The organism is Tateyamaria omphalii (genome assembly GCF_014651375.1).
Taxonomy (GTDB): Bacteria; Pseudomonadota; Alphaproteobacteria; order Rhodobacterales; family Rhodobacteraceae; genus Tateyamaria; species Tateyamaria omphalii.
Genome location: NZ_BMWT01000001.1, coordinates 1 through 13,691 on the forward strand (window position 1 = coordinate 1; position 13,691 = coordinate 13,691).

A 13,691-nucleotide genomic window follows, 5' to 3' on the forward strand; every position below is an offset into this window, starting at 1 on the left:
ACTTCCGAGAACATGACAGAAATCATTTGCGAACAGCAGCCGGTACATACAAATGGGCCGACTACCAGAACGTTGCACGCACCCCAAAGTCAGCATCGAGCCTCACCCGGCCATTGTGATTTTGCGCTGCGCGCGCACGCAGCGCAACAATACGACATGAACGAAAAACTCAATGCCGCACCGTTGGGAAAGAGAGGTATTACGTTCGGCGCAGGTTGGTCATAGTGATACGAACCACATTCTGATGGGACGCGATTTTGACCAGTGTATGCAATCATCTGGCGCTGCATTTCACAACGTTGTCTTCTTCTTGCTTGCGCAACACTTAAGATGGTTCGGAGCAGCTTGTTAAGCAAGGAATATCCACTTCAACCACCCATATCAATGGCGGCCTGAGCGCTATGTGGCAGCACAAACGGGGCCATACCGACCGGCGTCTTGTTAACTTGAAGCCTGCACCCATATGCTCGGGAGAGGATGCTATCCGTCATAGCCTCTGTGGGATGTCCCTCCGCAAGAATACCCCCTTCGGTCATAACCAAAACATGATCGGCGAACATACCAGTCAGGTTCAAATCGTGCATGACGGCGACAACTCCCCCACCTGCACGCGCAAAGGTGCGCGCGATGGTCATGACCTGCAGCTGATGCGCGATATCGAGAGATGAGACGGGTTCGTCTAAAATCAACCAACGCGGCCCATCCGCAGTTGTGGGTTCCCAGATCTGAGCAAGTACGCGGGCCAATTGCACGCGTTGCTGCTCACCGCCCGACAGTTCTTGATAGTACCGATGTGCATAGCTCTGCAGGCCCACCCGCGCCAGAGCCGCTTGGGCACGGCCCTCATGCTCACTGCCCAAGCCAGAAGTGAGGCCGATCCGAACCACTTCAATTGCGGTGAATGGGAAGGCCAAGGTTGAAGCCTGTGGTAGAACCCCTCGCATTGCAGCAAGTTCCCATGGCTTGGCCTGCGCCACTTCGGCACCGTTCAACTGAATGCTGCCGTTGTAAGGCAAATCGCCACAGATCGCCTTTATTAACGTGGATTTACCAGACCCGTTTGGACCAACGATGGAGGTCAGCGCGCCGGACTGCAAGTCCATCTCAAGACTGTGCAAGACTTGTTCACGCCCATAGTTCACGGACAGCGCGCGGACGTTGAGCGTCATAAGTCCACAATCCCGCGCTGCCGCAAAAGGATCCATAGAAAAACAGGTGCGCCAAGGACTGCCGTCACGATGCCTATGGGCAGTTCCGCTGGTGCAATGATAACCCTTGCAATCACATCAGCGAGAATAAGAAGCAGCGCGCCCAAAAGGCCTGCATTGATTAGAAGCGGACGGTGATCGGGGCCGGTACCCAGGCGCAGAAGATGCGGCACCACGATGCCTATGAAACCGATGCCGCCAGACACAGCAACTGCTGCCCCTGTGGCTGCCGCAACTGTAAGAATGGCAAGGTTTTTTACACGTTGCACGTTTAGACCGATATGCGCCGCCGTCGCTTCACCCAAAGCTAAACCATTCAATCCGCGTCCGAGGACGCAAGCGGCAAGAACCGAGATAAGAATGATAGGCCCTGCCGCCACAACCTTGATCCAACTGGCACCCCCCAAAGATCCGAGCCCCCAAAAGGTCAGGTCACGCAGCTGTCGGTCATCAGAAATGTAGACAAGAATTCCGGACAGTGCACCAGCCAGTGCTCCAAGCGCGATCCCGGCCAGCAGCATGGTCGCGACCGAGGTACGCCCATGCAGTGTCGAAACTCGATACAAGACCATCGTGCTGGCCCAACTGCCCAGAAACGCAGCCACCGGAACCAATTGATCTCCTACTGCAGCGGCAAACCAGATCGGCGCCAGGCCTGCCAAAACAATTGCTGTGATCGCACCCAGCCCCGCACCGGCGCTGACACCCACGAGACCAGGGTCAGCCAGGGGGTTGCGGAAGAGGCCCTGCATGACAGCGCCGCCCACAGCCAGAGCAGCGCCAACCAACATGCCAAGGACGAGGCGCGGGGCGCGAATGTCCCACAGCACGATGGCCTCCATCTGGCTGAGCGTCTCACCCCGGGCCAGTTTCAACAAGGCGGGCCCCAGTGCGACATCGGTGGCACCGACCGTTAAGCTGAAGACACCTGCGACAAGCAGCGCACAGGACAACCAAACATGCAATTGCCGGGCGCGCGCAACACGGCTGTGAGGTATATGACCCGCAAGTGACATGCGCCTAAGATGGGTAAAGTGCTCGGTTCAGAGTAGTGACCGCATCCGCAGTGCGGGGCCCAAAGCCGAGCAGGAAGAGACCATCCATACGTACAACGTTCTTTGTTTTGGCCGCTGGTGTAACCGACAAGGCTGGAAGGCCAAACAACTCTTCATCTGTTGCGGAATGGTCGCCGCTACGATCCATCATCAGTATTACGTCGGGGGCTGCAGCGCTCACTGCTTCGTCAGACAAAGGCTTGTAGCCTTCAAAGCTGGTGACGGCATTCACCCCCCCAGCCATCCGGATGATACCATCTGCACCCGTGTCTGTGCCGGATGCCAGAATGCGCCCGCCTTGCGTGGACAGGATGAACATGACACGTGCTTTGTCATCACTGCGCTGCGCAGCCCTGTCGAGTGCAGTATCAAGCGCGGCTCGGGTTTTGCTGGCCAAAGCAGTAGCCTGATCCCTTACACCAAGCGCAGCGCCCACTGTTTCAATTTTTTGCAATATGGCGTCTGCATCATACCCTTCCGGTACTTCTGCGAATTCAACCGAAGCCGCACGTAGGATATCGATCACCTCGGGCGGCCCGGCGCCTTCAGCTGATACAATGAGGTTTGGCGCAAAGGACAAAACGCCCTCGGCAGACAGGCGTCGCATATACCCAACATCTGGCAACCGCTGGGCCTCAGCCGGGAATGTTGAAGTTGCATCACGCGCAAGCAAACGGTGCCCTTGCCCCAAAGCAAAAATGATTTCTGTAACATCGCCCCCGATGGCAATGACATCTCTTGCTTCCGTCGCCGCCCAAAGGGGTGATTGAGCAGCTCCCATCGCAAGCGATAAACTCACAAATGTACGACGGTCCATCACGCAGGGACCTCTTGGAGACCGTTGACGATAGCGCGGAAAGCTGGACGGCTATCCCTCCCTTCTTTGGGCACGCCGAAAATCTGGAAGATGAGTGACCCATTTTTGTCAAATGCCTCAACTGATGTCGCGGTCCCGCGTTGCGTCGGCTTATCGACAGCCCAAACCTCCGACACGTGATCGCGACGCAGATGCAAGTTGAAGCCCGGATCCATCACGTTCTGCCAGGGGCTCATGGGTCTCAGCGTATGTAACGCACCCGTATGAATCTGTATGCAACCGCGATTGCCTACAAACAACATCACTTCGGTGCCGGAGCTTTGCAGATTGGTGAGCAGTGCATCTACTGCCTCTGGCGCGAGTTTCCGGACAAATGGGCGGCCAGCAGCCCGATAGGCACCAAGGCGGTTCATCTTGAGTTTGGATACAAGGCGCAGGAACTGATGCGTGTCCGTCATCCGCCTCCATTCCTTGCGCAGGACGTCGACCTTGTCCTTCGCAATCTTGGCAGGTTCGGCGGGCAGGCGTTGCGTGAATTGTTCTTTTGTAGATTGATTGTCGGATGCCAGCGTTTCCGTCATCTTCTTGAACGCGTCGTGGTTTGATCCGCCCCGCAAAATGATTTTGTGCACCGCGTCACCGGCGCCATCAAACACCTGAATGCTGCGCCGTGGGCCTGAGTCGCTGTCCCGCTCAACCATAAAGGCGTGCCTCCAGTAGCTGGGAAAGATACGCAAATCAATGTCTTCGGTCAGGATCATCGCAGCGTGCTGGCCCGGGTGATAGTTGTCGTAGATACCTACTTTCTCATGCACACATGACGCATTGCGAGTGAGTGCCATCACCTCGCTCAGCTGTGTCGCCGCGTTCATGATGACATCCGGATGCGCGTCAATGCGGGTCACACCCATACCGCAATATGCAGCAACCAATGCCGCTTCGCTTATTCCAAGTGTTTCGGCAAAATCCCGTTCTCTGAGTTGAGGTGACTCAGCGCGGCGATCACGGATGTCTTCCGGAGAGAGTGTCACATCTTGCACGTCGCCTAATCCCGCTCAAATAGAAGAGTACTTGCATACGGCTGGGCCAGATGGCGTGGCTAGGGTGCAGTTCTTGATTAAATTAGTCGGATTGTCGTCACGGCGCAATGGTATGACGCAAAAATTCTTTACTTCTTTTGTCGGGATATATATCCATGACGCCGACGCGCGCCCCACCCCCGATTTGGCAGGCCCCGTGCTGCCAATTGGGATGGAAAGTGGGGAATTCTATGCAGAGACGCATTCTTGGGGGCGTGGCAATATTGGCCGCGTGCGCAAATTCAGTTCAAGCGCAGGAAGAGCCATTTGAATTGCCGCCTTTGGTCCTCGGCACTGCTCTCAGAGATAACCGTAACATCCTTGATACGCCGGTCGCCGCGACGGTGATTGAGGGTGAAGAGCTCGAAGAACGACAAGCGGATACTTACGAAGAACTGATAGGTGATGTCCCCGGGGTTCTGATTGGGGGCGGTCCGCGCGGGGTTGCACAAGAACCGAACATCCGCGGTTTTCAAGATGAACAAGTTGTGTTGCGGCTGGATGGAGGACGGTTGAACTTCAATCGCGAACACAGCGGCCGCTTCTTTTTTGATCCTGATATTGTGCAGCGTGTCGAGGTGGTCAGAGGCGGCGGATCGACATTGTTTGGATCCGGAGCGATTGGTGGTGTTATTGCAGTTGAGACAAAAGATCCGTCCGACCTACTGCGCCCAGGTCAGACCACCGGCGCGCGCCTGCGCTTTGGCTATACAGACAACGGTGAAGTCTACAGCCCCAGTACGACGCTCTATGGAGATTACGGCGCCTTTGATGTGCTGGCGTTTCTAGGTGGACGTGAGGCAGGCACGGATCAAGATGACGGTGATGGCAACAACATACTGCGATCAGAGGTGGATGCATTCAACGGCTTGTTGAAGTTCGGATTTGAACCGAACGAAGATCAGCGGTTCGAACTGAACCTTTCCTACTTTGAAGATGATGGGCGTATCCCGCCAAACGCCAATACCATTGCCAATCTTGATCCGGACAGTGGGAATGATTCTGACCGTTCGTCCGAGATCTTTACCTACAGGCTGTCTTGGGATTGGAACCCAGACAACTCAGACCTGATCGATCTGTCTGTATTGGTGTACGGCAATACGCTTGAGATACAGGATGACCGCGTCCGGGATGGCCGCGCCGACTTTACTGAATATGATACGATTGGCTTTGAGGTTGTGAACCGGTCTCGGTTCGACCTCGGCGTCCCGGTCAGCTTGGTATACGGGGTCGAGGCGTTTCGCGACGAGCAGACTGGGACGCGCAACGGTGCAGCAAGAACACAGTTTCCAGATGCAGAAGCGACCACTATTGGTGCGTTTGCTGAAGCGACATTTGGTGTAACGGACCGTTTAGACCTTATCGCCGGCCTCCGTTTTGACAGCTATGACCGTGATGTCGATGATCCGGCATTGGCAGATGTGGATGACGATTTCTTCTCGCCCCGCATTGGGTTCAGTTTCCGACCGAATGACAACTGGCAGGTTTTCGGCAATGTCGCACGCGCGTTCCGTGCGCCGACCCTAACCGAACTCTACAATGATGGGGTGCACTTTGCCTTTGATGAAATCCCGCTTGGCCCACCGGGAACTCCACTAACTGAAATCACGAATAACTTTGTGCCAACTCCGGACCTGGAACCGGAGGAATCGACGCAAATCGAGATTGGTACACGTTTCGAGAAAGCGAATATGTTCCGACCGGGTGACGTGTTGCGCTTTTCGGCAAATGCCTACTACGCCGATGTCGAGAACTTCATCGACACGGTGGTGACAGGACCGGATTTCTCGCGCCTTGCACCACCCAATCCGACCACGGCGTTGGGTGACACGTTCCAAAGGAATGTGGACGCCGAGCTGTATGGCTTCGAGGCTGAGGTAGATTATGACGCGGGCAATTGGTTTGGCGGCTTGGCACTGTCCCTTGCGGAGGGGAAATCGAAAGAGCCAGGCGACGAACTGGGATCAATTCCGCAGTCTCGTCTGATCGCGACACTCGGTTATCGCCCGACAGCAGATTGGACCGTCGGTGGTCGTGTGACCTTTGCCGGTGATCAAAATGATGTGGCTGCAGGAGGGCGTGCGGGAGATTCATACACAGTGGTGGATTTGTTCGGGTCATGGGCACCGTCACAAGGACCATTTGAAAATGCAGTATTCCGCGCAGGCATCGATAACATTTTTGACGAGCAGTATACGATTTTTCCCAATGAGCTGCCGCAGCCGGGGAGATCAGTTAAGGTGTCGGCGACGTTTGAATTCTGAATTTGAACCACATGCCGATCGGGAGGGTGGGCAGCACCTGCTCTCCCGTCCTCATTTCGTTGCGCAGTTGCCAGGTGGCTCAACTTCTGCAGTTGAAGTATCTTATTAATTCTGTCAGGTATTATTTACCCAGCTGGAGGTACGATGCTGTCCTGCCCGGTAGAACTGCGATGCGAAGCCGTTGAGCGTGCTTCGAAACCGAAAGCTGGACAAATGACGATTCTAAACGACTTGCTGCGCATAGATGCAGCTGCACGTGAATACGGGTGCGGGTTGAAACCCGGAATGCGTGAGGCCCTTGCGGCTGATCTTCGGTGGCCAAGCAAAAGGGCCGCGCCTGTTCCTGTTGCGCCAGTTGATCCTGACGGCTTCTCGGAAAACGTGGTGCGGTTGGGACCATCCCCAGAGACGCGGGAGGAGAAACAGGCATGAACTTGACGGCACATGTGGCCGGTCGAAATGACCTTGATGCCCACAGTCTTGGCCTGGACGAATTTGAGCGGGGGCTGTTGGCGGTGTCCCGCTATTTCTTTCTTTGCCGTGCAGAACCCGACCGTCAGGCGTGGCAAGTTGCTTTTTCCGTCGCGGTCGAACGCTGGGGGCCGGATATCGGTTTGCCGGTGGCCTTTGCGGCATCCAAGCTGGTGCGAGCGCTGGCCGATTTGCGGCCGGATTTTGACAGCCTTGATCCATTTGAAACCGAGGCCCGAACTCGCGTGAGCAGTGACGAAGCGATGATGATGCGGATGCTTCATCACATGCGCCGCGATCAAACGTCCGATGCAAGAGATGCCGTAGATGCCCTGACGCGCGGCTGGATGGACCCGCATGTGATCCGTGCTGGTTTGGCGCTGGCATCGCGGTTCGCGGCCGGAGTGTCGGAGCGTCGACGCCCCGCGCTACGTTTGGTCCGATAGGCGTCTTTTGCTTCTTGCCGGGTCGGCCTACGCCGCAAACAGTTTCAAGATATGCCCTTTTTCAGAGATGCATTTAGGTGCGGCACACAGGTTGTCCGCGCAACAGGGTTGGCCGCATGGTCTGGCGGACTGGGAGCAGATGTTTCGCTTGGGCCACGGGCGTGTGGCGCTGCTCAACGGTCAGGTCGTGGGAACTACTCTGTGGTGGCTGCATGATCGTGCTGCGACCCTTGGAATGGTGATTGTAGATCAAACGCAGAGAGGACGGGGGATTGCCGGCAGCCTTGTAGCGGACGCGCTGGATCGTATCGGCGATTTGCCCGTGATGCTGACTGCCACAGATATGGCCAGGTCCGGCTACGCTCGGCTAGGTTTTAGAAAAACCGGGATGGTGGACACCTTTCGCTCGATCCCCAACGTTGTACAAAGCCCTGATGCCCGTATTGATGCATTATTCGACGATGACGTCCTTGCGCTGGACGCCTTAGCGCGCGGATGGGCCAGGGAAGCTGTTCTGCGCAGCTTCATGGCACATGGGGCGATCTGTTGGGCTTTGAAAAAGGCGGGGCGTCTGGTGGCGTTTGCTCTGGACCGAGAGTTGGGTTCGGCGCGGATTATTGGCCCACTTGTTGCCCCAGATGTCGAAACAGCTGAGGCTTTGGTGCGTCACTGTATTTCGGTGCATCCCCGCGTTCAGGTGCGCATCGATAGTAATCCTGTGCTGGGCTTGAGTGACCGATTGAGTGCCCTAGGCTTGAATAAAGTAAGCTGGGGAACGGTGATGGTGCGCGGTACCACACGAGCGAAGCCGAACGGCGCGCCAATCTTATTTGGACTCGCGAGCCAAGCGTTCGGTTGATCAAATGGCTTTAGTGCAGTGTCGCAGAGCTGGACACGCAAGTGGGTCCAGCCAAGCAGGGACGTTAGTCCCTTTTGACCTGCAAAAAGTATGACAGGTAAGAAGGGCGCTGTCCTGGCGACGATCATACTGATTTTCGTGCCGACCCAAAAAGCTTGCCAACCGTTTCGGCTGATGCGTCATCATAGGATGACTACCGTTTGGTTCATTTCGCAGTAACGTTGATCAAACATGGATAGATGTCGGATTTCTGTCATCTGGGCACGTTTGACTTTGCCAGCTTAGTCGCAAGATCCACGGATCAAATCGGAGTCGTCTGCAACCGGCATCAGCATGTCCATCAACGCAAAACATGCCGACACAGACGGCCCGTCGTCGATTGCATGGGAGACCTGTCTGACCAAGAGTGTCCGAGCCGCATCGTGCCCTGCCAATGAAGCGCGCTCAAGATACTGCAAGCCCTGTTCCTTTGTGCGGGTGTCGCACCCGTGTTGGTACATCCGTTTGCCAAGATGAGCCATCGCCTCGACGTCTCCATTCTCTGCCAAACGTTGTACCGGGTAGTCAGCAAAGCCATTGCAGGATTGGACTTGAGCACCCGTTAGAGGCCATTTCATTGCGCTCGCGATCACAAAGATTGTGATCAAGAGCATCATACGCTTCGCCACCGACCTGGAGGTGCGATTCAAACCACCGAGCAGCATCCGCTCTGGATGTTCCGAGGTGTTTTTCGGCAGGACCAGTTGTGGGATCCTTAAGGAGCACCTGGAAACTGTGTTTGAAGCCAAAGGGGTCAGGCGACCCACAGAACTGGCTGCGATTGCAAAAGGTGCGCGTGAATACCCAAGCCTCGTTCGACGCACATGTGTTGTCCCCATTCCTTGCTCCTATGCAGATGCAAATGGGGGGTGCCTGGCGATCGCTGAGAATCCCCTTGGGAACAAGTGAGCATTTCCGCGCCGCGCAAGCAATGCCCCAAGACTTGTCACATTGGGGCTTCACCTTGTTTCGAAAATCGTTAATGAACAGCGCAGATGCAGGGCATCTGAATTCATTCACATTGAGTACCCAGCTGGTTGCAAGGCGCTCACTCTTTTTCTGGGAGTGGCCAAATGGGGCGCATATCTACACAAACTATTACCGGGGTTCTGGTCGCAGACCAACGCAAGGATCAGGTGCTGCTTTTGCAAGACCTGGACGGCGATGGAACCGCGCGGGGACAGGGCGAAACCACAGTCTTTTTTGATATGGACAATGCCAGCGGGCTCGACACACCAACGAACAACGTGTTCACGGTCCATCAGGCCGATGATAAATCCGTCTATATCGGCGACGGAACCACAGACGCGATCTATCGCTTGGTCGACAACAACGCCGACGGCGACGCACAGGACGCAGGCGAAGCGGCAGTCTGGTTCTCGGCAGACAACGCAGGCGGCCTGTCGACGGTGACGCCCAATGGCATTGCCGAAGGCACAGATGGCGCGATCTACATCTCAAACGCTGGCACGACATCGGCACCGCAAGACGCGATTTACCGGACGGTCGACCTGAACGGAGACGGCGACGCGAACGATGCCGGAGAGGCGACTGTGTGGCTCGATCTTCAGACTGTGATCGATACATCCGTGCCCTTCGATCTCAGCTTTGACGGTGACGTGGCCTATCTCAACGATTTGGCGGGAACTGGAACAGATGTCATCTATCGCATCGAAGACACAAACGGTGACGGCACCATTCAGACGGACGAGGTCACCAACTTCATCTCGGGCGACATGAGTTTCGGCGCGCCCGTGGACATTTCCAGCGCCGTGTCGGTCGATGGCTCGCTCTACACTCTCACATGGTTCCCGGACGGGGACGAACAGCTGAAAATCTACCGCCTCAATGATCTGGATGGGTCGGGTCAGATCGACAACGTGTTTGAAGCGGTCGAAGTTTGGAACGCAAGCGCCATGCCAGACGGCATTGCGGCCGAGATCGGTTTCTCTCTGGCGACAGATGAGGATGGCGGCCTGATCCTTACGGCCAACAGCTTTGCCGGGGATGCGAATGTGGTCCAATTGACGAACCTAAACGGCGACGGAGATTTCTTTGATGCCGGCGAAACGGCGATCTTCGGATCGGACCAGTATGACGACCAACTGATCCGCCCACGCGCAGTCGAAGCCTACGAAGGTGAAGCCCAGATTGTGGCCAGCACCGTGGGCGCGGGCAACCACTTCTCCGTCTTCCTCAGGGACGGTGTCCTCTACAGTTCCGGCGAAAACGTGGTCAGCCAGTTGGGTAATGGAACCACCGGATTTGACGTGAAGGCACCGTTGCCAGTTTCTTTACCTGAAGGGTTTGATGCTCAAATCACCTCTGTTGCGGGCGGACTGCTGCACACCACCTTCTTGACCGATGACGGCGATGTGTACGCCTTTGGCTTCAATAACCGCGGCCCGCTGGGTGTCGGGGACGAAGAGGCACGCACTATGGCTACAAAAATTGATGCGCTGGACAACGTTGACGTCATAGGAATCGAAAACGGCAATGGCACATCCTTTGCCATCGCGGCGGATGGCACGCTTTACGGCTGGGGCAGCAACACGAACGGACAGCTTGGTACAGGGGATCAGGAAGAACGTCTTGTTCCCACCGAAATCAGCGCATTATCCAACGAAACCGTCGTTGCTGTATCCGCAGGCGTGACCCACACGCTGATCCTGACGGCAGATGGTGAGGTCTATGGCTTTGGCGGCAACAACGACAATCAAGTCAGTCCGTCTGAAGACCGCCGCGTGACTGAACCAACACTTATCGAAGGGTTGCCGGAAAACATCGTGGCGGTCTCAGGTGAAGGGCGCACGTCTTACGCAATCACCTCCGATGGCCGCGTCTTTGGCTGGGGCGAAAGCCGCGACGGGCAGTTGCTGCAGGGCGAAGACAACGGCGATGGCACGTTCACGCCAAATCCCGAAGATGTGGCTGAACCGATTGAGCTGACAGGATTGCCCGAAGGTGTGATTGATATTCAAGGCGGCGCGCGGTGGTCTGTCGCGCTGACCGAGGATGGCGATGTCTATGCTTGGGGCCCGAATGACGAAGGCCCAACTGGCGGGTTGGATGGCGATCCGGCAGCAGAAAGCGATGTCAGCTTCTTGCCGACGCTGATCGTCGAACTTGATGATATTAACATTGTCGAAATCCAGACCGGCCCCAACTCGATCATCGCAGTAAGCGATACTGGCGCGATCTTTACGTGGGGCTCCAACTCGGATGGGCGCCTTGGCTTCTCCTCGGATGGCTCTGTATATACCCCGCGCCAAGTGGACTTTGACGCCGACGCTGCGCCGTTCCTGCTGTCTGCCGTTCCATCAGACAATGGCCGTGATGTGGAAAATGACGCGGCGCTCACGCTGACGTTCACGGAAGAGGTAGAGGTGGGCGAAGGTCTGATTACGCTGGTCAATCGCGATACGGGCGAACGGATCGAAATCGACGTTACCGACAGCCGTCTGGTCAGCTTTGATGGTGACACCGTGACCGTCACGCCGCCCTCTCACCTTGACACCGACGCAAGGTACGCGGTCGAGATCGAGGACGGCGCGTTTTTGGACGATCAAGGGCAAGCCTTTGAGGGCATTGATGAAGGAGATACATCAACCTTCAACTTCACCACCTCCGAAGAGGCGGCAGAGTCGGAAGATCGCTATCGCGGAACCTTCGACGACGATCTGTTGCGCGGCGGCGCGGACAATGACCGCATCAATGGACGTGCAGGCGACGATCTGATTTCGGGTGGCGAAGGCAACGACCGTCTCAGCGGGGGCTGGGGCAATGACGAACTGCTTGGAAACGCGGGCCGTGATCGCCTGAACGGTGGCTGGGGCCGCGACACGTTGGATGGTGGCATGGACAATGACCAGCTGAATGGCGGTTGGTCAGACGACCTGCTATTCGGTGGTGAGGGCGACGACCGGCTGAACGGTGGCTTTGGGGACGACACTCTGGATGGTGGTACTGGCGACGACCGGATGACCGGCGGCTTCGGTACCGACACTTTTGTCTTCAACGGTGGAGATGATCTGATCCAAGACTTCGAAATCGGTTTTGATTGGTGCTTCTTCAGCCGCCCCTCCGATCAGATCGTGATAGACATCGAAGGCGCTGACGACTTTGACGATATTGTCGTCAGCGCAAGTCAGTCAGGACGTTCCGTGACATTTCAGTTTGGTGAAGAAGACAGCCTGACGTTGCGCAACATTAAATTGACGGATCTGGACGCCGACATGTTCAGCTTCGTCTGACAAACAAAAGGCTGGAGCCGCATGCGCGGCTCCCGTCTGCAATTGGCTACTGTGCTCTGGTAACGTGAGTCATGGTTGATTTCAGGCTTCCCAAACAAAGTGCATCAGACAAAAACACTGGTGCTTCGAAAGATAGAAATTACAGCCCTCACAGAACGTGGGACAATCGAGTTAACAAAGGCTGGTTTTACTGACTATTCTGCAGTCAGGCTGCCGTTCATCTATTTTCTGCAATTTTCAACGTTACTTTTCGGATAAGGCAACGGGTCACTGAAGTGTTCTGTAAGTCGGTCATTCCCAATCCATTGGCAAGCAAGCCTGTGTAACTATTGCTCCAATGTCTGCTTAACCTACTCATCACCGAGTGTTCCACACACCCAGCGAAAGCCCGATTTCCGCCCGCCCTTTTGGGGATGTCGTCCCTACGCGCCTGCGACCCTGTCGAATTGTGTTGCACTTGCTGCCCCCAACCCTTGTCAGGAGCAGATTTCAAAAAACAAACGCCCTAAGATGCGCCAGTTGGAAAAATGTCTAAATCTCACGTTGTTAAAGATCAGTTTGGCGACACCTCTCAGGAGCGGTCATTCAACCAGCCTGCAGCAAGGGTCCGGTTTTGAGCCCATCTTGCAAAATTGCTGTAACGCAGCGAATGTCCGAATGAAGAGTTTGGAGGTCGGACGATGATTTTGGAAATTCGCCACTACACGCTTAAGGCGGGGCGACGAGAAGAGTTCATCGAGTTCTTTGAAAAAAGTAACCGGCAGGCGCTTCGTGACGCGGGAATGCTGGTCTTCGGACCGCTTCGTGACCTCGAACATCAAGACAAAGTTCATTGGATTCGAGCCTTTGCGTCAATCGAAGAGCGTGAAAGGCTGAAAGGCTCGTTTTACGATGGCCCCGTTTGGAACAAAGAAATTGAGCCGGTAGCGATGTCTATGATTGATCAGATGGTGGCAGAACTGACGGAAACGACAGCAGATTTCCAAACCTTTGACGGCAGCAAAGCTCTAGCGTGATGCAGTCATTTCAGTTTGAAAACTAAGTGACTACTCAGTCCGCGATGCCGTTAGCCTTCAGACTGCAGATATTCCGCAGACAACCACTTCTACTGAGATAGATCGGCTTCCAGCAAATCTCAGCTGCCATATTCTACTTTTGCAGAATTTCATGAGGCGGCCTATGATTTTCAAAGCAAATTCA

The 13,691-nt window shown here is 55.6% G+C and carries 12 protein-coding genes; 7 read left to right on the forward strand and 5 right to left on the reverse strand.

The genetic code is table 11. The features are described from left to right. Positions 1–225 (forward strand): hypothetical protein (locus IE087_RS23455; protein ID WP_229801206.1); only part of this gene is annotated, 225 nt, incomplete at its 5' end. Between the two features lie 143 nt (positions 226–368). Here the strand turns inward: IE087_RS23455 and IE087_RS00005 are convergent. From IE087_RS00005 to IE087_RS00020, 4 genes are read right to left on the reverse strand one after another with little or no spacing between them, the layout of a single operon-like run. Next, entirely contained in the window at positions 369–1,169 is an 801-nt protein-coding gene (locus tag IE087_RS00005; protein WP_189366885.1) for a heme ABC transporter ATP-binding protein, read from the reverse strand. Then, on the reverse strand, positions 1,166–2,224 hold the full coding sequence (locus IE087_RS00010; protein ID WP_189366886.1) for a FecCD family ABC transporter permease: 1,059 nt from the start codon (positions 2,222–2,224) through the stop codon (positions 1,166–1,168). Before IE087_RS00010 ends, IE087_RS00005 begins: the two co-directional genes overlap by 4 nt. Before the next feature lie 4 nt (positions 2,225–2,228). Further along, positions 2,229–3,080 (reverse strand): heme/hemin ABC transporter substrate-binding protein, encoded by an 852-nt coding sequence (locus tag IE087_RS00015; RefSeq protein WP_189366887.1) that lies wholly within the window; start codon positions 3,078–3,080, stop codon positions 2,229–2,231. Beyond that, entirely contained in the window at positions 3,080–4,120 is a 1,041-nt protein-coding gene (locus IE087_RS00020) for a hemin-degrading factor (RefSeq protein WP_189366888.1), read from the reverse strand. Before IE087_RS00020 ends, IE087_RS00015 begins: the two co-directional genes overlap by 1 nt. A 230-nt stretch (positions 4,121–4,350) precedes the next feature. Here IE087_RS00020 and IE087_RS00025 point away from each other — a divergent pair, with 230 nt between their 5' ends. The 4 genes from IE087_RS00025 (at position 4,351) to IE087_RS00040 (ending at position 8,199) form a co-directional block, all read left to right on the forward strand. Further along, positions 4,351–6,423: a TonB-dependent hemoglobin/transferrin/lactoferrin family receptor gene (locus IE087_RS00025; protein ID WP_189366889.1), complete on the forward strand. Its 2,073-nt coding sequence runs from the start codon at positions 4,351–4,353 to the stop codon at positions 6,421–6,423. A 213-nt stretch (positions 6,424–6,636) separates the two neighbouring features. Further along, entirely contained in the window at positions 6,637–6,855 is a 219-nt protein-coding gene (locus tag IE087_RS00030; protein ID WP_189366890.1) for a hypothetical protein, read from the forward strand. Beyond that, positions 6,852–7,340: a hypothetical protein gene (locus tag IE087_RS00035; RefSeq protein ID WP_189366891.1), complete on the forward strand. Its 489-nt coding sequence runs from the start codon at positions 6,852–6,854 to the stop codon at positions 7,338–7,340. Before IE087_RS00030 ends, IE087_RS00035 begins: the two co-directional genes overlap by 4 nt. A 91-nt stretch (positions 7,341–7,431) precedes the next feature. Next, positions 7,432–8,199, forward strand: a complete 768-nt coding sequence (locus IE087_RS00040; protein ID WP_189366892.1) for a GNAT family N-acetyltransferase — start codon at positions 7,432–7,434, stop codon at positions 8,197–8,199. Positions 8,200–8,480: 281 nt separating this feature from the next. Here the strand turns inward: IE087_RS00040 and IE087_RS00045 are convergent, their stop codons facing one another. Next, positions 8,481–8,816: an SEL1-like repeat protein gene (locus IE087_RS00045; protein WP_229801207.1), complete on the reverse strand. Its 336-nt coding sequence runs from the start codon at positions 8,814–8,816 to the stop codon at positions 8,481–8,483. Positions 8,817–9,311: 495 nt separating this feature from the next. On the opposite strand from IE087_RS00045, the gene IE087_RS00050 reads away from it, so the two are divergent. Beyond that, on the forward strand, positions 9,312–12,491 hold the full coding sequence (locus IE087_RS00050; RefSeq protein WP_189366894.1) for an RCC1 domain-containing protein: 3,180 nt from the start codon (positions 9,312–9,314) through the stop codon (positions 12,489–12,491). Positions 12,492–13,171: 680 nt separating this feature from the next. Continuing rightward, positions 13,172–13,507 (forward strand): NIPSNAP family protein, encoded by a 336-nt coding sequence (locus IE087_RS00055; protein ID WP_189366895.1) that lies wholly within the window; start codon positions 13,172–13,174, stop codon positions 13,505–13,507. Positions 13,508–13,691: the final 184 nt, after the last annotated feature.